The 18,496-nt window shown below is 63.4% G+C and carries 18 protein-coding genes; 12 read left to right on the top strand and 6 right to left on the bottom strand.

The genetic code is table 11. The annotated features are described in order from the left end of the window. Positions 1-37 precede the first annotated feature (37 nt). Entirely contained in the window at positions 38-760 is a 723-nt protein-coding gene (locus AB0N72_RS02820) for a GntR family transcriptional regulator (protein ID WP_363932094.1), read from the top strand. A gap of 34 nt (positions 761-794) precedes the next feature. On the opposite strand, the gene AB0N72_RS02815 is transcribed toward AB0N72_RS02820, so the two are convergent. From AB0N72_RS02815 to kynA, 3 genes are read right to left on the bottom strand one after another with little or no spacing between them, the layout of a single operon-like run. Continuing rightward, positions 795-1,673: a PaaX family transcriptional regulator C-terminal domain-containing protein gene (locus tag AB0N72_RS02815; protein WP_363931892.1), complete on the bottom strand. Its 879-nt coding sequence runs from the start codon at positions 1,671-1,673 to the stop codon at positions 795-797. A gap of 7 nt (positions 1,674-1,680) precedes the next feature. Continuing rightward, on the bottom strand, positions 1,681-2,919 hold the full coding sequence (locus AB0N72_RS02810) for an aminotransferase class V-fold PLP-dependent enzyme (protein WP_363931893.1): 1,239 nt from the start codon (positions 2,917-2,919) through the stop codon (positions 1,681-1,683). A gap of 32 nt (positions 2,920-2,951) precedes the next feature. After that, entirely contained in the window at positions 2,952-3,821 is an 870-nt protein-coding gene (kynA, locus tag AB0N72_RS02805; protein ID WP_363931894.1) for a tryptophan 2,3-dioxygenase, read from the bottom strand. A gap of 116 nt (positions 3,822-3,937) precedes the next feature. On the opposite strand from kynA, the gene AB0N72_RS02800 reads away from it, so the two are divergent. The 6 genes from AB0N72_RS02800 to AB0N72_RS02775 all read left to right on the top strand — a co-directional run bounded on the left by AB0N72_RS02800 (position 3,938) and on the right by AB0N72_RS02775 (position 8,580). Continuing rightward, on the top strand, positions 3,938-4,456 hold the full coding sequence (locus tag AB0N72_RS02800; RefSeq protein WP_363931896.1) for an HAD domain-containing protein: 519 nt from the start codon (positions 3,938-3,940) through the stop codon (positions 4,454-4,456). A gap of 177 nt (positions 4,457-4,633) precedes the next feature. Continuing rightward, positions 4,634-5,839, top strand: coding sequence for an inorganic phosphate transporter (locus AB0N72_RS02795; protein ID WP_363931898.1), 1,206 nt, complete (start codon positions 4,634-4,636; stop codon positions 5,837-5,839). Next, positions 5,836-6,057, top strand: a complete 222-nt coding sequence (locus tag AB0N72_RS02790; protein ID WP_363931899.1) for a hypothetical protein — start codon at positions 5,836-5,838, stop codon at positions 6,055-6,057. The genes AB0N72_RS02795 and AB0N72_RS02790 overlap by 4 nt, the downstream gene beginning before the upstream one ends. A 96-nt stretch (positions 6,058-6,153) precedes the next feature. After that, on the top strand, positions 6,154-7,134 hold the full coding sequence (locus AB0N72_RS02785) for a hypothetical protein (protein WP_363931901.1): 981 nt from the start codon (positions 6,154-6,156) through the stop codon (positions 7,132-7,134). Beyond that, entirely contained in the window at positions 7,131-8,015 is an 885-nt protein-coding gene (locus tag AB0N72_RS02780; protein WP_363931903.1) for a hypothetical protein, read from the top strand. The genes AB0N72_RS02785 and AB0N72_RS02780 overlap by 4 nt, the downstream gene beginning before the upstream one ends. Before the next feature lie 13 nt (positions 8,016-8,028). Then, on the top strand, positions 8,029-8,580 hold the full coding sequence (locus tag AB0N72_RS02775; RefSeq protein ID WP_363931904.1) for a dihydrofolate reductase family protein: 552 nt from the start codon (positions 8,029-8,031) through the stop codon (positions 8,578-8,580). Positions 8,581-8,605: 25 nt separating this feature from the next. Here AB0N72_RS02775 and AB0N72_RS02770 read toward each other — a convergent pair whose 3' ends face one another. Beyond that, a complete protein-coding gene (locus tag AB0N72_RS02770) occupies positions 8,606-9,070 on the bottom strand; it encodes a hotdog fold thioesterase (protein WP_363931905.1) in 465 nt (154 codons plus the stop codon). 160 nt (positions 9,071-9,230) lie between these two features. Here AB0N72_RS02770 and polA point away from each other — a divergent pair, with 160 nt between their 5' ends. The 4 genes from polA (at position 9,231) to rpsA (ending at position 15,936) form a co-directional block, all read left to right on the top strand. Then, positions 9,231-11,873: a DNA polymerase I gene (gene polA, locus AB0N72_RS02765; protein ID WP_363932095.1), complete on the top strand. Its 2,643-nt coding sequence runs from the start codon at positions 9,231-9,233 to the stop codon at positions 11,871-11,873. Between the two features lie 83 nt (positions 11,874-11,956). Then, positions 11,957-13,273, top strand: a complete 1,317-nt coding sequence (locus AB0N72_RS02760) for a GNAT family N-acetyltransferase (RefSeq protein ID WP_363931906.1) — start codon at positions 11,957-11,959, stop codon at positions 13,271-13,273. A 49-nt stretch (positions 13,274-13,322) separates the two neighbouring features. Beyond that, complete coding sequence (locus AB0N72_RS02755; RefSeq protein ID WP_363931907.1) at positions 13,323-14,276, top strand: polysaccharide deacetylase family protein; 954 nt, start codon at positions 13,323-13,325, stop codon at positions 14,274-14,276. A gap of 184 nt (positions 14,277-14,460) precedes the next feature. Next, a complete protein-coding gene (rpsA, locus tag AB0N72_RS02750; protein ID WP_011774756.1) occupies positions 14,461-15,936 on the top strand; it encodes a 30S ribosomal protein S1 in 1,476 nt (491 codons plus the stop codon). A 97-nt stretch (positions 15,937-16,033) separates the two neighbouring features. On the opposite strand, the gene AB0N72_RS02745 is transcribed toward rpsA, so the two are convergent. Both AB0N72_RS02745 and AB0N72_RS02740 read right to left on the bottom strand, forming a co-directional pair. Continuing rightward, the gene (locus AB0N72_RS02745; protein WP_363931908.1) at positions 16,034-16,540 is read right to left on the bottom strand and encodes a GNAT family N-acetyltransferase; all 507 of its coding nucleotides are present in this window, start codon (positions 16,538-16,540) and stop codon (positions 16,034-16,036) included. Further along, positions 16,530-17,216, bottom strand: a complete 687-nt coding sequence (locus AB0N72_RS02740; protein WP_363931909.1) for a YigZ family protein — start codon at positions 17,214-17,216, stop codon at positions 16,530-16,532. Before AB0N72_RS02740 ends, AB0N72_RS02745 begins: the two co-directional genes overlap by 11 nt. A gap of 22 nt (positions 17,217-17,238) precedes the next feature. On the opposite strand from AB0N72_RS02740, the gene coaE reads away from it, so the two are divergent. Next, positions 17,239-18,477 (top strand): dephospho-CoA kinase, encoded by a 1,239-nt coding sequence (gene coaE / locus AB0N72_RS02735; RefSeq protein WP_363931911.1) that lies wholly within the window; start codon positions 17,239-17,241, stop codon positions 18,475-18,477. Positions 18,478-18,496 lie beyond the last annotated feature (19 nt).

Below are 18,496 nucleotides of genomic sequence, written 5' to 3'. Positions count from 1 at the left end.
TAGACCAATTGCCTTGTCTACAGGTACCTTGTCCCTTATGTCCTCTGACGCCACACCTGGTACGCCCAAGTATTACCTCGTCAAGAGAGAAATACTTGGGCTCCTTAAGGACCTTCAGCCGGGTACGCTCATTCCCACCGAGCGGACCCTCGCGCAGACTTATGCCACATCCCGTACCACCGTCCGCCTGGCCATCAGCGAGCTTGTCGCAGAGGGAAAGCTGGGCAGGATCCAAGGCCACGGCACATTCGTGGCGCCCCCCAAGGTGACGCACGTCCGGCAATTGACGTCATTTTCGGAGGACGCCCGGATGCAGGGGCTGACGCCGGGTTCCACACTGGTGGCTCTCGACGTCGTCAAGGCCGTGCAGGAAGTTGCTGACCGCCTCGGCCTGGCGACCGGCGATCCCGTAACCAGGCTGGAACGTATCCGGTTGATCGAAGGGGCGCCCCTGGCCCATGAGGTCGCCTGGCTTCCGGGGAAGCTTCCGAGGTTCAAGGCCGGCTTGGAGAGGACCGGCTCGCTGTATGTCGTGCTCAAGGATGTTTACGGGATAAGCGTCGCCGAGGTCGAAGACACAGTGGAAACGGCGCTGGCCGGCCCCGATGACGTTCGGGTGCTCGGGATTGAGATGGGCGCACCGCTGTTGGTGGTGCATCGCCTGGCGCGGAACGATGACGGCGTACCGGTTGAATGGACACACAGCACCTTCCGGGGGGACAGGTTTCGATTCGTGTCCCGGGTGAAGGCCGGAAACTGAGGCAAGCAACTCCCGCGATGACAAGAGGCGGCCCTCAGGAAGGCGCGGGGGCCCCAACGCGCTGTGCGTTGTCGGACATCCGCACGGTGCTGCGCACGAACTCAGCGCTGGGCTGTCCGTAGGCGGCAACAATCCTGCCGAACAACGCCGCGCCCTCCGCCCCGGGCCAGTCCGCAGGGAGAAACGTCGAGGGGAGCCCCGGGTCCAGGTACGGAATGATCCGCCACCGGTCTATGCACTGGACGTAGGCGGCGAATGCGGCGGCACTGGGTTCCACGTGAAGTCCGGCATCAGGGACTGCCGCGCCGTGCTCGCGGATGAAGTCCGTGTGGAGTTCGGCCACGGCCTCCAGGTCCCACCACCTGGAGGCGGCGTCCTGCAGGCTGCCGCCTACCAAAGGTGTGCCGGTCACGAAAACGGTGGCCATCTCACGCAATTCAAGGTCGGCCAGTATCTCCTCCACCTCCACGCGGAGGGTGTCCGGGCATATCCACAGTCCGGCCGCAACCGTCCCACAGCCGATCCAATGGAGCCTGCGCCGCAACTGATGGCGCTTCTCCCGCTCAGTCTCCGGGATGGAAAAGGAAATCAGGCACCACGGGTCCGAGGGGGACATGCTTCTTGGGTTGTATATCCGGCGGTCGCCGCGGGACAGCATGGTGGCAGCGCCCTCAGTGAGGGTGAACCCCGGAATTCCGTCGCGGTTCTCCTGCAGCAGGACATCCTTCTTCCGCAAGCGGCCCAAGGCAGTCCGCGTGACGGTTCCCGACGTGCCCAGGGCGTCCATGAGCAGGACGATGTCCTTGGTGGACATCCATCCGCCGGCATCCCGGAGGTACAGGCCGATGACGGTACGCAGCAACGAGGTTGTACTCCCCGGCCGGGAGTCCATGTCATCGAGGACGGCGCTCACTTCCGCCTCACAGCAGTTCGGCGAGGACGTCGCGGATGGCGGTAATTCCCAGTTCAACCTCGGCGTAGCTTGTGCTCAGCGGGGACAGGCCAATCCGCAGGCCATGCGGAGGCCGGAAATCCGGAATGACGCCCTTCTCCCAGAGCCTGGCCGTGACATCGGCGAAGAGCGGGTGGTCCACGGTGATATGCGAGCCACGCACCGCAGGGTCCCGTGGGCTCACGATCTCAGCACCGAGTGGCCCCAGCAGTTCTTCGGAGAGTGCAATGGCGTACTCCGTGAGCTTGATCGACTTTTCGCGGACAGCGTCCATCCCCACGGAGGCGATCAATTCCACCATGTCCTTCATGGGCTGCATTGCCAACACCGGCGGCGTGCCAGTGATGAACCGGCGGATGCCTTGCGCCGGACGGTACGAGTCCGTCATGCCAAAGGGGTTGTCCGCTCCCATCCAGCCCCAGATGGGCTGCTGCAGCCGCTCCTGTTGTGATGCATTGACGTACGCGAATGCGGGGGAGCCGGGGCCGCCGTTGAGGTACTTGTAGGTGCAGCCAACAGCCAGGTCCACCCCCCAGGCATCAAGTTCCATGGGCACGGAACCAACTGAGTGGCAGAGGTCCCAGAGCATCAGGGCTCCGGCTTGGTGAACCTTTGCGGTGATTCCCTTCGCGTCCGCCAGGAACCCTGAGCGGTAGGCAACGTGGCTGAGGACCACGACGGCGGTGCGCTCACCCAGCAGGCCCTCAAGATCGGCGGCCTGGACTCCGCTGGTGGGGTTGGCCGCAATCCACTTGATCGTGGCCCCGCGCTCCTTGGCGATTCCTTCGATGATGAAGCGGTCCGTGGGGAAATTGTCACGGTCGATAATGATTTCGTCCCGGCCGGGCTGTGCGTCCACGGCTGCACGGATCATCTTGTAGAGCATCACGGAGGTGGAGTCACCTACTGTGACCTGTCCCGGAGCGGCTCCGAGCGTCACTTCCCCGATGCGGTCGCCAACCACGGTGGGCTCGTCCATCCACTGCTCGTCCCACCCGCGGATGAGGCGGCTGCCCCAGGCGTCATGTACAAATGACGCGAGGTTCTCCGCCGTTGCCTTGAGCGGGCGCCCCAGCGAGTTGCCGTCCAGGTACGAGGCGAGCTGATCGGCGTCGGGCGTGTAGAAAGCGTCACGCTGGGCGGCGAGGGGATCGACGGCGTCCAGTTCTGCCGACGTCGGCCATTGGGTCTGCTGCTGGGTGGTCATGGTTTCTCCTGCGAAAAGTATGGGGATTGCTGCTAGTTGCCGATCTCGGTCCGGACGGCGTAGAGCTCGGGGAAGAACGTCAGGTCCAGGGCGCGTTTGAGGAAGTCGACTCCCGACGAGCCGCCCGTGCCTGTTTTGAAGCCAATCGTCCGCTGAACGGTCCTGAGGTGGCGGAAGCGCCAGGCCTGGAAGTTGTCCTCGATGTCCACCAGGTCTTCGCAGGCCTCGTAGAAGCCCCACGGAGTGTCGTCGGATTCGTAGATTTTCTGGAAGATGGGCACGAGGTCCTCGTGGAACGTCCAGGGTTCACTGGTGTCCCTTTCAAGGATGCTTGCGGGGATGTCGTAGCCTGCCCGTGCCAGCACGGCCAGGAAGGCGTCATACAGGGTGGGTTCTTCCAGGAGCGAGCTGAGGAGCGCGTGTGCCTCGGGTTCACTTTCGAAGACCCGCAGCATTCCACGGTTCTTGTTGCCCAGAAGGAACTCGACTGCGCGGTATTGGTAGGACTGGAAGCCTGATGAGCTTCCCAGGAACCCGCGGAACTGGGCGTATTCGCGCGGAGTCAGGGTGCCGAGGACGGACCATTGCTCGGTCATGGTGCGTTGGATGGCCTTGACGCGGGCGATGCATTTGAGGGCCTTGCCCAGGTTGTCGGCGTCGAAAAGCATGCGGGCCTCGAGCAGCTCGTGGAGCACCAGTTTCAGCCAGAGTTCACTGGTCTGGTGCTGAATGATGAAGAGCAATTCATCATGGTGCTCCGGCTTGCTCAAGGGGTGCTGGGCCGTGAGCAAACGGTCGAGGTCCAGGTATCCGCCATAGGACATGGCGTGCCGGAAATCGGTACGGACGGTGTTCTCGATGTCGCGGACGCTGTGTGCGGAATGGACTGTGGGCTTCTCCATGCAACGAGAATATCATTTCCATGACGCACGTCAAGAGATTGATTTGGGCCCTCGATCACCCGCGTAGGGAGCATTCCCATAGGCTGGCCTTAAGCTGCTGGCGAAGGGGGAGGATCGTGGGTTCCATGGAGGATGCAGTGATGCCGGTGTCCATCTATCTGGACGTCGACGGCGTGGTGAACCCCTTCAGCCCGATGGGAACCACGGACTGGGGTGGCGAATGGAGCATCGCCGACGCCGGCATCCTGGAGGTGGCCTTTGCGCCGGAGGTTGTGGCCGGACTCAACAGCCTCGCTGAACACCCTGCCGCCCGCTTCGTGTGGTTGACCACCTGGGAGCGCCTCGCGCCGGAATTCCTGTGCCCGGCCATCGGTTTGAACGGCCAGGACTGGCCGGTATTGTCCAGCCAGGGCTGGGATGAAGGGCCTGAATGGTGGAAGCTGGTGGCCCTGCAAAAAGACCTGGCCGCCACGGGTAGCCAACGTATTGTCTGGTTGGACGATCAGCTCAGCCAGGAGTCGGACGCCCGCTCCTGGGCGGAGTATCAGCAGGACCGTGTGCTTTGCATCTCACCCGATCCCCGCAAGGGGCTCAGTCGTGGCGAGCTCGCGGCCGTGCGCACATATCTGGGCTGATCCCGGACCCCATTCGTTTGGCCCCTCAGGGTATGGCACGTAGGATTCTTAAGGTTTCAAGCCCGCCAGAGTGAATCCCGCAAGCAGGGTCAGCTGAACACTTGCTGAACTATGCTGTGGATGGCAGGTATGGGGAAGTGAAACTGCTGAACGTCGACTCTGCAGATTGGGCAACAGGTGGATATCACCTTCATGGTCGCGCTTGTAATAGCGTTGGCCCTATTCTTTGACTTCACGAACGGGTTTCACGACACAGCCAATGCGATGGCCACGCCTATCGCTACGGGGGCGATCAAGCCCAAAACGGCCGTTGCCCTGGCCGCAGTGCTCAACCTGGTAGGCGCCTTCCTCTCCACCGAAGTGGCCAAGACCATTTCCGGCGGGCTGATCCGGGAAGGCTCGGACGGAATCCACATCACCCCGGACATCATCTTCGCCGGCCTGATGGGGGCTGTCCTCTGGAACATGGTCACCTGGCTCAAGGGCCTGCCGTCCAGTTCCTCCCACGCACTTTTTGGTGGCCTCATCGGCGCCGCTGTGGTGGGCATAGGCTTCCACTCCATCAACTTCGAGACCGTCCTGCAGAAGGTCATCCTTCCCGCGGTCTTTGCTCCGCTCATTGCCGGCGGGGTGGCGTATATCTGCACCAGGCTCGCCTACGCGCTCACCTCCAGGCATGATCCCGAAACGGGCGACAAGCTCACCCAGAAGCGCGGAGGGTTCCGCACGGGGCAAATTTTCACCTCCAGCCTGGTGGCCCTCGCGCACGGAACCAATGATGCGCAGAAGACCATGGGCATCATCACCTTGGTCCTCATCGCAGGCGGTACCCAGGCGCCCGGAAGCGGCCCGCAGTTCTGGGTCATCGCCGCATGTGCCCTCGCCATTGCCATTGGCACCTACGCCGGTGGCTGGCGCATTATCCGTACCATGGGTTCGGGCCTGACTGAGGTCAAACCCGCCCAAGGCTTCTCGGCAGAAACCAGTACCGCCTCCGCGATCCTCGCGTCCTCGCACCTGGGCTTCGCCCTGTCCACTACCCAGGTTGCTTCGGGCTCCGTGATCGGCTCGGGACTTGGCCGCAAGGGTACGTCCGTCCGCTGGGGAACAGCCGGAAAGATTGCCTTGGGATGGTTGTTTACGCTCCCGGCATCGGCGGTCGTCGGTGCGCTGACGGCGCTGCTGGTGGGGGTCGGCGTCGTGGGCGTCATCATCGCCGCCGTCGTCGGCATGGCCGCAATCATCTTCATGTTCGTTGTCTCACGCAAGTCGCATGTGGGTCACCACAACGCCGTCGAGGTTGAAGAAGCCGGCCACGCCGTGCGGTTCCGCAAGAAGAAGAAGTCCCGAAAGACCACCCCGAGCAAGGACGTGCAGCGATGAAATGGTTGGAATTGCTGCAGGTGGCCGGCGTTACCCTTCTCGCCGCCGTGACGCTGGTGGTCCTCTACTCCCTGGGCGTTCGGCTCACGGCGATCGCCGGTGACGCCCAACAGAAGTCTCCCGTCCTGGTGCGGTCCCTGGCCTATGTCTGCTTCGGTTTCTGCGGGGCTGCCGTGCTGTTCGGGATTTACCTGATCGTTCCGTACTTCGGAAAGTAGAAGCCTCTCTGGCAGCCACGTCCATTCGGGAGAATAATCAGCTGTGTAGCCATGCATGTGGCTGCGTGGTTGTGACCCGGCAGATATGGGGCTGTCATGAAGTGCCCATCCCGAAGCCGCCTCGTCGGACTGGCGTTGGTGCCGGTCCTGATGCTGGCCCTTTCAGCTTGCTTGCCGCCCTCCTCTGAAGGACTTTCCCCACAGCCTGGCTCCGGGTCACAAACGCCCGGCTCAGGACAGGCCCAACCCACCCGGGGCGGCACCGCGGTTCAGCCTGCAGGTCCCGCCGGCCCGGCAGCACCCCAGGAAAACGCGCCCGCTGTTCCGTGGCTTCCACTGGGACCGATAGGGCCCAACGATCCCACATCAGGTCAGCGTTACCTCCTGCTCCAGCAATTCCAGTGCGATTCGCTGGCCCGCAGCCTCGAAGGGGCTGCGGACGAGGCTGTTTGGCTGGCAGGGGCAGCTGTCTGCCGCGCTGTGCAAAGCGGAAGCAAAGAGGACTGGGAAAAGGCGTCCAACGCTGTTTCAGCGACCCCGCGGATTCCGCAGAACCAGTGCCTGGAGTTCAGGGTCGCGGCAATGGCGGCCTCGTTGGTGGCCCAGCACCGCAGCAACCCGGATGCGGCGATCACAGTGGTACCCGGCCAGGGTGAAGCATGCCCCCGCCAGTTGGTTGGTTTAACCGTGGTGGACGAACAGCTCAGGCCGGTGCCGGGAACGCCCCGCGCCTCGGGTCCAAGTTCAGGGGGCACCATTGTGCGTCTTGACGGCTATTACGTCCGCGTTGGTGATGTGCTCTTTGACGGCGTTCCGGCAGACGTCGAATTCGTGGGAGCGAGGGAAGACTACGGGACGCTCTACCTGCGGATGCCACCGGCGCAGGGACGGAAGTCGGTTCGGATCTCGGTGACTGACACCGTGGACATTGCCGGGGCGGTCACCTTTTTCTATGACGACGCCGGGGCCACTTCGGGCGCGGCAGGAACCGGAACACCAACCGATGGGAGTCCGCGCACCAGCAGCCAGCCGCCGTCGCCACCATCGGTGGAAGCATCTCCCACGGCCGCGTCGTGAGCGACACCCCGCAGGCCCCGGACCCAAGCAATACGCGGTGGCGGCGCGGCCTGGAGGTGCTCTCCGTGGTCGGTCCGCCGTTGACGGTGGTCACGGCCCTGCTGGTGTATTTCGGCTGGGCCCGCACCGACGCGCAAGCCAAAGCGATGGGGTTGGACGTCAGCCTGTTTGGCTACACGGTCCAGGATTTCATTTTGAGGAGCATCCAGTCACTGTTCCAGCCCCTGGCCTGGCTGGCAGTGATCGGCTTGCTGTGGCTCATGCTGGACAGGGCAGTGGCCCGCGTCCTGGAGATCCCGCGGCACCGGAAACGGGTCCAGCTGACCGCGACCGTGGTTCTCCTCCTGGGCTTCGCCTACGCGGCAGTGATGTGGATAGCAGTGACTGCGCGCCCCGGACAAGCCGTTCTGTACGCGCCCTTCCTTATCGCTGCCGGACTGGTTGTGGGCGCGTGGGGCCTCAGCGTGCGGCGCCGGGCAGCCGGGCCTTCGGTGCAGGCCCAGCGCGCCGCTCCGCGCGGCATCGAGGGGTGGCTGGTCTTTATCCTGGTCACGCTGCTCCTTTTTTGGGGAACGTCCGATTACGCGCAGGCCCTGGGACGGGGAGCGGCGATCGACTACCAGGAGCGGTCGCACCTGCTGCCCACCGCTGTCGTGTACAGCAAGGAGCGGCTTGCCCTCACCGTGCCCAACGTCCAGGAAGCGTCGGTGGGTTCGGAGGCTGCGCCGCTCTACCGTTACACCGGCCTGCGCTTGCTGGTGGTCAGCGGTGGACGGATCTTCCTGCTGAACGACGACTGGTCGCTCCAGCATGGCCGGGTTGTGGTCCTGCCTGACAATGGGAGCGTCCGCGTGGAGTATGGGAACCCTGCTTCCGACTGACTAGTCTGGGCCCATGTCGACCTTCCAGTACTACGTAGCTTCAACCATCGACGGCTTTATCGCCTCGCCGGACGACGACCTTGGCTGGCTCCTGCAGTTCGAAAACGTTGACGGCGTGAACCAGGGCATCGAGTCGTTCATGGCCGGCGTCGGTTCCATCGCGATGGGCGGTGACACCTACAGATGGCTCATGGAGCACGCACCCGGCGACTGGCCGTACCCCACCATTCCTTGTTGGGTCTTCACCCACCACGAGTACTCAGCACCTGCCAGCTCGGACGTCACCTTCGTTCGGGGCGACGTCACGGAGTTCGCCCCGGACCTGCTGAAGGACGCCGGCGAAAAGAACGTGTGGTTGTTGGGCGGAGGGGACCTCGTGGCGCAATTCGCCAACGCCGGACTGCTTGACGAAATCATCGTCACCATCGTGCCCGTGGTGTTGGGCGCGGGAAAGCCGCTCTTGCCGCTCAAGGGCCCGACGCCGCCACTCGAGTTGGTCTCCTCAAGGATCCTTGGCGGGGCCGCGGCCGAGTTGCACTACCGGCTTCCGCAACGCCCACGGTAGTCGCCGCTTCCGTCCCGCCGGAGGTTCAGTGCCGGTTGTCCCGAATCATGTTGGTGATGCGGGCTGTTGAAAGCCGGCGGCCCTTCTCGTCAGTGATGACAATCTCATGGGTGGCCAAAGTCCCACCAAGGTGGATTGCCGTACAGGTGCCTGTCACGGTGCCCGTCGCCACGGAGCGGTGATGGGTGGCGCCCACCTCGATGCCCACGGCGTGGCGTCCCCTTCCGGCGTGCAGTGAAGCCGCGAAAGAGCCGAGGGTTTCGGCCAGCACAACGTGGGCCCCGCCATGGAGGATGCCCGCCACCTGCGTGTTTCCCTCGACGGGCATGGTGGCCACCATGCGTTCGGCACTCATTTCGGTGAAGCGGATTCTCATTTTCACCACGAGGGTTCCCACTCCGTGCGCGGAAAGCCAATCGTGGAATTCTTCCGGCACCCCCGCCTCGTTGAGTTGGTCCACAAAGTTGTTCGGCGTGAAATTGTCCATCATGCCAACTAGGCTGGCACCTGTGAGTGAAACAACCAAACCGGACCAGGTTCCAACGGCCCAAGCTGCTGCCATTGCCACAGCACCCGCCCCCACTGCCACGACATCCAGCAGCATCGCGGGGGAGGGCCGGCCCAGGTTGCTGGTCCTGGACGGCCACTCCATGGCTTTCCGGGCGTTCTATGCCCTGCCCGCCGAAAATTTCTCCACGGCACGGGGCCAGTACACCAACGCCGTGCACGGTTTCACGTCCATGCTGATCAACCTGATCAAGGACCAGAAGCCAACCCACGTCGCCGTCGCCTTTGACGTCTCCGACGACACTACGTTCCGGAAGGCTGAATACAGCGAGTACAAGGGCGGCCGCAATGCCACCCCGGCGGAGTTCGCCGGCCAGATCGGCCTCATTGCCCGGGTGATGGAGGCGTGGGGAATCAAGACCATCGCCATGCCCGGCTACGAAGCTGACGACGTCCTGGCCACACTGGCTTCCCAGGCTGATGCCGCCGGTTTCGAAGTGCTGCTCGTCTCCGGCGACCGCGACGCCTTCCAGCTCATCAACGACAACGTCTTTGTGCTGTACCCCAAGCAGGGCGTGAGCAACATTCCCAAGATGGACGCAGCTGCCATTGAAGAAAAGTACTTCGTCAAGCCAGGCTTGTACTCCGACCTCGCCGCCCTGGTGGGGGAATCGGCGGACAACCTCCCCGGCGTTCCGGGCGTTGGCCCCAAGACCGCGGCCAAGTGGATCAACCTTTACGGTGGCTTGGAGGGAATCCTGGAGAACCTCGACTCCATTGGCGGCAAGGTGGGTGGAGCGCTCAAGGAGAACCTCGAAAACGTCAAGCGCAACCGCAGGCTTAACCAGCTGCTGACCGACTTGGACCTGCCCATCACTTTGGAGGATCTGCACGAACCACGTCCGGACCGGCAGGCGATTGAAGAGCTCTTTGAAGAGCTTGAATTCAGGACCCTCCGTACGCGTCTATTCGACCTCTACGGAGATGACACTGCGGGCGCTGCGCCAGAGACCATTGACGCTCCCGAGTTCGCAACCCTGACGGATGCTCCAGGACTGGAAGCGTTTTTCAAAGCAGGCTCCGGGGTCCGGTCCGCACTGGCGGTCCAGCTTGTTCCGGGCCGTATCGGCGACGACGCCAGCGCGCTGGCAGTCGTCCGCGCCAACGGGGCCGCCTTCATTGAGTTGACCGGCCTGGACGCCGCAGCCGAAGAAGTCCTGGCCCGCTGGCTGCGTGACCCCGAAGAAGCCAAGGTCCTTCACGAGTTCAAACCGGCGCTCAAAGCCCTGCACAACCGCGGCCTGGGCCTCGAAGGGGTAGTGGACGACACCTCGATCTCCGGCTACCTGATCCAACCGGACCGCCGCAGCTACGATCTCGCGGAACTGGCACAGGTTCACCTCAAGATCTCCCTGGCCGCAGCCGTCGCCCCGTCCGGCCAACTGGAACTGGATCTCTCCGGTGATACGGACCAAGCTGCCGCCGCAGCGCTGGTGCAGCATGCCGCCGTCGTACATGCGCTCAGCAAGCATTTCGAAAAGGAGCTCGCGGACCGCAAGGCCGATGCCCTCCTGACCACCCTGGAGCTTCCTGTGGCGCGGGTCCTGGCCCAGATGGAACTGACGGGCATCTATGTCTCAACGGACCGCATGGATGAGCAACTGGCTGACCTCACCAAGGTGATCGAGTCTGCCCAGGAGCAGGCGTTTGCCGCGATCGGCCATGAAGTGAACCTGGGTTCGCCCAAGCAACTGCAAACCGTCCTCTTTGAGGAACTGGGACTTCCCAAAACCAAGAAGATCAAGTCCGGCTACACCACTGACGCCGCGTCCCTCAAAGGCCTCCTGGAAAAGACGGGCCACGAATTCCTGGTGCAGCTCATGGCGCACCGTGAGTCCTCCAAACTGGCCCAGATGGTGGAAACGCTGAAGAAGTCGGTGGCCGAGGACGGGCGGATCCACACCACCTACGCGCAGAACATCGCGGCCACCGGCCGCATCTCCTCGAACAACCCCAACCTGCAGAACATCCCGGTCCGCAGCGAAGAGGGCCGCCGCGTTCGCGGCATCTTCGTGGTGAGCGAGGGCTACGAGTGCTTGCTTTCCGCCGACTATTCCCAGATTGAAATGCGCATCATGGCCCACCTCTCGGGCGATGAAGCGCTGATCCAGGCGTACCGCGACGGCGAAGACCTGCACCGTTTCGTGGGATCGCGGATCTTCAATGTTGCCCCCGCAGAAGTCACCAGCGCCATGCGATCCAAGGTCAAGGCGATGTCCTACGGTCTTGCCTATGGCCTCACCTCCTTTGGATTGTCCAAGCAGCTGGAGATCTCCGTGGATGAAGCCCGGACCTTGATGAAGGACTACTTTGACCGCTTCGGCGGAGTCCGGGACTACCTGAGGGGCGTGGTCGATCAGGCCAGGACTGATGGCTACACCGCCACCATCGAAGGCCGCCGCCGTTACCTCCCGGACCTGACCAGCACCAACCGGCAGGCACGCGAGGCAGCCGAGCGCATCGCCCTGAACTCGCCCATCCAGGGTTCAGCAGCGGACCTCATCAAGCGGGCCATGCTGGGTGTCTCGGCCGAGCTGGCCAGCCAAGGCCTGAAGTCCCGGATGCTGCTGCAGGTCCACGACGAACTTGTCCTTGAAGTTGCTCCCGGCGAACGCGAAGCCGTGGAAAAACTCGTCATAGAACAAATGGGTTCCGCGGCGGACCTCTCCGTTCCGCTCGACGTCCAGATCGGCGTCGGCTCGAGCTGGTACGAGGCCGGGCACTAGTCCAGGGAAGTTCGCAAGCCCACGCTGGGGGCGCGCCGCCGTGATGGTGGCGCGCCCCCAAGCCTCTGGCTAGGCTCGAAGGCGTGGCTGATCCCAAGGAACAAAACACCGAAAAATATTCCGTCCAAAGATTCCCCGTCGTGGCCGACCGCAACGACGCAGCGTACAGCCGCTGCACCAGCTGGGTGCAGGCTGTCTCCCACGGATTCCACCAGGATCGGCGGGACGAGGAATACCTCGCCAAAACCCTGGCGGCCTACCAGACTGACAAGCGTGAGCTGACCGGCGTTTACATCACAGGCGAGGCGCCCGGGCATTCCCTTCCCGCCGATGTCCCTGTGGCAACGTACGCCACCATGCGCAAATCCCTGAACATCGGCTTCGGCCGGCAGCTGGAGTCGAACCTGATCACCGCCGTGACTGTCCGCGGAACGCACCGGCGCAACGGCATCCTGCGGGGAATGATTACCGCGGACCTGGAAGGCGCCAAGGACGACGGCCTCGCAATGGCGGCGCTCACTGCCTCCGAAGGTTCCATCTACGGACGCTTCGGTTTCGGCGTCGCCACTTTTGAACGTAGCATCACCGTGGATACGGGTCCTCGCTTCCGCCTTGGAGGCGAGCCCTGGGGCACCGTTGAGGTCGCCGACCCGTCCGTCCTCCTGGGCGTGGCGCCGGAGGTTTTCGCACGTGTTCAGTGGCTCACCCCAGGGTCTGTTGACCGGCAGGAGTATTACCGGCTCCTGGCCTCAGGTTCCATCGGTCACGACGGAAAACCTGACATGTCCGTCCGTTCGGCGCTGCACTACGACACGTCCGGAACATTGGATGGCTACGTTTCCTACCGTTTCAAGGGCTGGGACCATAAGCCGTACACCATGGAAATCGTGGACCTTGTTGCAGCAAGCAACGTGGCCTACCTCGACTTATGGCGCTTCCTTGGCAGCATCGACCTCATTGACCAGGTGACCTGGGCCGAGGCTCCTGTGGACGATCCTTTGGCGTGGGCGCTGGAAGACCCACGATGCATCGAGGCTTCGGAAGTCCAGGACATGCTGTGGCTCAGGATTCTGGATACAAAGGCCGCGTTGGAGGCCAGGAGCTATCCCGCGCCCGGCCGGTTGGTTCTTGAAGTAAGGGACCGTTTAGGGCTGGCGGAGGGCACCTGGGTTCTGGAGTCCGACGGCGGTGCTGCCGCCGCCGTCGTCGATAGTGACGCCGGATTGGCGCCCGACCTGAGCCTTGACGCCGCTGATCTCGCGTCCATTTACCTCGGTGCCGTCTCGCCCGTGACGCTCGCCGCAGCCGGCCGTATCCACGAGAACACTCCCGGCGCCGCTTTCGAGGCCCAGCAGATGTTCGCGGTGGAACGTTCCGCCCACTGTCTGACACACTTCTAGTCGATACCGTTCACACAATCACATAGTCACAACGTCAGTAAGGACATCCATGGGGGATTCCAAGCGGCGGTCTTTGACCGGCCGTCGATCAGTGCTGCTTGGAATGGCAGGTTTAGCGGCTGCTGTCCTGGCCGGATGTTCGGACGGGACCGGCTCCCGGCCAGCCGCTCCTGAACCGGGCATGGCCACCGGACAGCCGAGGACCTCCGGTCCGGCCACGCCACCTCCGTCCATCGCCACCAAGTCAAGCGAGCAGGCGGCCGCCGCCCGTGCGCAGCCGGGCTCCAAGCCCCCCATCGTGCCGGACAAACGGAGCATCCTTGCTGAGTTCGCGGGCAAGTTGCCCAAGGAATGGGGGCTGCACGTCACAGGCGTTGTCAACGACGCCCCCTCCAAACAGGCGGCGCTGACCTTCGATGCCTGCGGCGGACCAGGCGGTTCAGAATATGACCGTGAACTGCTGCAAACGCTTCGCCGGCTAAAGGTCCCCGCAACGCTGTTCGTCAACAGCCGGTGGATCCATGCCAATCCCGGGCTCTCGGCAGAACTTGCAGCGGATCCCCTGTTCGAACTCGCCAACCACGGCACCTCACACCTTCCTTTGTCGGTCAGCGGCAAATCCGCCTACGGAATCACCGGAACGGCGAACGCAGCCGCTGCCTACGACGAACTCGCAGGCAACCAGGCTGTCATGCAGGATACTTTCGGGAAGTCCCCGCGGTTCTTCCGCCCGGGGACTGCCTTTTACGACGACGTCGCGGCAGCGATGACGCGAAGACTCGGCATGCTGCCGGTGAACTTCACGATCAATGGCGACGGCGGCGCGACCTTCCCGGCAGCCACGGTCGCCAACGAGGTGGGGCGGGTTGGACCCGGGGACATCGTGATTTCGCACTTCAACAAACCGGCAGGCGCGACGGCGAAAGGCTATGCGACGGTCCTTCCGAAGTTGCTGGACAAGGGTGTTTCGTTCGGGCGGCTTGGGGATGTCCTCTTGCCGTGACGCTGCTTTTGACCCTGCTTTGCCCTTGCGACTAGAATAAACGGGCGTGTACTACGTGCATGCATCCATTTTGTACTAATCCACAAATCAGGATGACCCGGCGTTTTGCCGTGTTCTGCCGTCCGGACCCGGGCGGCAGCGGTTTGCCTGACCGACTAACTATCCACAACGGAGCCCCTACTACATGACCATCACCTCCACCGAGAAGCCCGGTACCCCCGTAGTCGCCATTAACGACATCGGTACCGCTGAGGACTTCCTCGCAGCTGTCGACGCCACCATCAAGTACTTCAACGACGGAGACCTCGTCGAAGGTACCGTCGTCAAGGTCGACCGCGACGAAGTTCTGCTCGACATCGGTTACAAGACCGAAGGTGTCATCCCTTCCCGCGAGCTTTCCATCAAGCACGATGTTGATCCCGGTGACGTCGTCGCCGTTGGCGATCAGGTCGAAGCTTTGGTTCTCACCAAGGAAGACAAAGAAGGCCGTCTGATCCTCTCCAAGAAGCGTGCTCAGTACGAGCGCGCCTGGGGCGACATCGAGAAGGTCAAGGAAGAAGACGGTGTCGTTACCGGTACCGTCATCGAGGTTGTCAAGGGTGGCCTCATCCTGGACATCGGCCTGCGCGGCTTCCTGCCCGCATCCCTCGTCGAGATGCGTCGTGTTCGCGACCTCGCTCCGTACATCGGTCAGCAGATCGAAGCCAAGATCATCGAGCTGGACAAGAATCGCAACAACGTTGTCCTGTCCCGCCGTGCATGGCTCGAGCAGACCCAGTCCGAGGTTCGCTCCACGTTCCTCAACAAGCTGGAAAAGGGCCAGGTTCGTCCCGGCGTTGTCTCCTCCATCGTCAACTTCGGTGCATTCGTGGACCTGGGCGGCGTAGACGGCCTCGTTCACGTTTCCGAGCTGTCCTGGAAGCACATCGACCACCCGTCCGAGGTTGTCGAAGTTGGCCAGGAAGTCACCGTCGAGGTCCTCGAAGTGGATCTGGACCGCGAGCGTGTCTCCCTGTCCCTCAAGGCTACGCAGGAAGACCCGTGGCAGACCTTCGCCCGCACCCACGCCCTGGGCCAGGTTGTTCCGGGTAAGGTCACCAAGCTGGTTCCGTTCGGTGCGTTCGTTCGCGTCGAAGACGGCATCGAAGGCCTCGTCCACATCTCCGAGCTGGCTGTGCGCCACGTTGAGCTCGCCGAGCAGGTTGTCTCCGTTGGCGACGAACTGTTCGTCAAGGTCATCGACATCGACCTCGAGCGTCGCCGCATCTCCCTCTCCCTCAAGCAGGCAAACGAGGGCGTTGACGCTGACAGCACCGAGTTCGACCCCGCTCTGTACGGCATGGCCGCTGAGTACGACGAAGAGGGCAACTACAAGTACCCCGAGGGCTTCGACCCCGAGTCGAACGAATGGCTCGAGGGCTACGAGACCCAGCGCGCCGCTTGGGAGCAGCAGTACGCTGACGCCCAGACCCGTTGGGAAGCCCACAAGAAGCAGGTTGCCCAGCACGCTGCCGACGACGCTGCAGCTGCAACGTCCGGCGAGAGCGATTCCGGCACCACCAGCTACTCCTCGGAGCCGGCTGCTGCTGAGTCCAACGCTGGTACCCTGGCATCCGACGAAGCACTCGCCGCACTGCGCGAGAAGCTGACCGGCAACTAATTCCGCCTCCCTCACGGGATGTGCTGAATAGCCAAAGAAGGACCCCTGCCTCCGGGCAGGGGTCCTTCTGGTTTAATCATGTGGAACGAAGCCCCGGCTAACGGAGCAGCAGCTGTGCCTTAACCAAAGTCCCTTCGAATATGAGTTCGGCACCGAGGGAAGACAGCAGGGCTTGTGCAGCCTTGTTTCCTGGCGCGGTGCAGGCTTCAAGGACGGCGAAGCCACGAGCACGCGCTTCGTCTGCCACGAGTTGGAGGGCCAACCGCCCCACCCCCTGGCTGCGGAAGCGAGTGGCCAGCCAGATGCCGGTTTCTGCGGCGTCAGACCCGAACGACTTCAACCGCACGGAGCCCATCACCGTTCCGCCCGCAACCACTGCCCAGGTCTTCTCACGCGCCGGCCCGTCAAGTCCGGCTGCAGCCGCGCGGTGATAGGCGCGGAACCAGGCGATTCGCTCAGGGTTCCAGGACGGCGTCGAGCCCAGGGGCGGAGTGACCTCATCGGCGCTGGCCTGCACCAAGGCCACGGCAAGCAATTCTTCGAGAACGCTTTCGTCAACGTCGGCCAGTGCCACAAAGAGTTCCCCGGTTGCTTCAGGGCACATCGATCCACTCCGTTCCCTGGGGAATCAGCTTGCCGGTGCCTGAAGTGAGGGCAGCTACGCGGGCTTGGGCGTCCGCGATGGCGTGGCTGTTGTCCGGCAGCGCTATCCGAAGGACCGTGTGCTTGGCTTCATAGCTGGTGTTCGACATAACAAAGCCGGAGCCACGCAGCTCGTTCTCCAACCGCCCGGCGTCCGCGTGCGGCACGTCGAAATCACAAAGCCGCAGCCGACGGCGCTGCACCAGTGGCGCCAGCTCCAAAGCTGCTGATACCGATTCGGAGTAGGCGCGGACCAGCCCGCCCGCGCCCAGGAGGATTCCGCCGAAATATCGCACGACGACGACGCTTACGTCGCTAAGGTCCGTCACCCCGGGTGCGGTCTCACGCTTGAGGAGTGCCTCCATCATGGGGATACCCGCCGTGCCCGACGGTTCGCCGTCGTCACTGGAACGTTGAATCATCCTGTCCGGACCCACAAGGAAAGCCGAACAGTGGTGCCGTGCATCATGGAACTCGCGTCGCAACGCGGCCACCAGGGAGCGTGCAGTGTCTTCGTCCGGCGAGCGGCGGAGGACAGTGATGAAACGTGACCGGCGGATTTCGAGTTCGTGGCGGAAATCCGGACCTGCCGCAAGCGTCGTGTAGTGGGTCGCACGGCTTTCTTCCTCAACTTCCACCGCTTCAGTCTAGTGTTGAGGAGTGCTGAAAATTGGGCTGACGGGCGGCATCGCCTCAGGTAAATCACTGGTGTCATCACGGTTGCAGGAACTGGGCGCCCTCCTCATCGACGCAGACCTCATCGCGCGCCAGGTGGTGGAACCGGGAACGCCTGGCCTGGAACAGGTTGTTGAAGCATTCGGCCCTGGCATCCTTGACCCCGACGGCAGGCTGGACCGCCCCAAGCTGGGCTCAATCGTGTTTCGCGACCCGGGGCAGCGCGAAGTCCTGAACGGCATCGTGCACCCCCTCGTCCGCCGAGCTGCGGCGGCCATCATGGAAAGCGCCGGCCCAGGCGACATCGTGGTTCAGGACATCCCGCTCCTGGTGGAAACAGGGCAGGGCAGCAACTTTCACCTGGTATTGGTGGTGGATGCCCCCGATGACCTTCGCCTCCAACGGATGGTCGGGCTTCGGGGAATGACGCCGGAGGACGCGCGTTCGCGCATGGCAGCCCAGGCTGCCAGGGCAGAACGAAACGCCGCCGCCGACATCATCCTGGATAACTCAGGTAGCCGGCAGGATCTGCTTTCCGCTGTTGATGTGTTGTGGGAGCAGCGACTGGTGCCTTTCGCGGACAACCTGAAGCGAGGCGTCCGGGCCGCGCGGACCGACGCTCCCGCCATGGCGGGGCCCAATGGCGATTGGGTCCGCCAAGCTGCCCGGCTGGCAGCCCGCATCACAGTGGCCGCTCCGGACTTGATCCTGGCGGTGGACCACATCGGATCCACATCCGTGCCGGGCCTGGCAGCGAAAGACGTGCTGGACCTCCAGCTTGCCGTGGCCGACCTGGAAACGGCCGACCGAATCTCGCCGCTGCTCGGCGCGGCTGGCTTTCCCGCCGTGCCACACGTCCGGGGCGACACCTCCAAGCCGTCCCACCCGGATCCGGAGGACTGGCAGAAGCGTTTCCATGCCAACGCCGACCCCGGACGGGCCGTGAACCTGCACGTCCGGGTGGCAGGATCACCTGGCTGGTACTACGCGCTGTTATTCCGCGACTGGCTCAGGGCAGAACCCTCCGCCCGGGCTCTGTACGAGGCCCATAAGCGTCACTTGGCAGCTTTGCATGCCGCCGACAAGGGCGCCGCGGCGTACGCGGAGGCCAAGGAGCCCTGGTTCACCGAGGTAGCGTGGCCGATGATGGAGGAGTGGGCCGAGCGCGCTGGCTGGACGCCGCCGTCGTACTCATCTTCCGCTGAACGCAAACGCGGACAGTAGCTGTCCGGGGGCGGGGGTA

The organism is Paenarthrobacter sp. NPDC089307, assembly GCF_040685055.1.
GTDB lineage: Bacteria > Actinomycetota > Actinomycetes > Actinomycetales > Micrococcaceae > Arthrobacter.
Note: the sequence above shows the minus strand (reverse complement) of the source record. Positions and strands in the feature narration are given on the sequence as shown.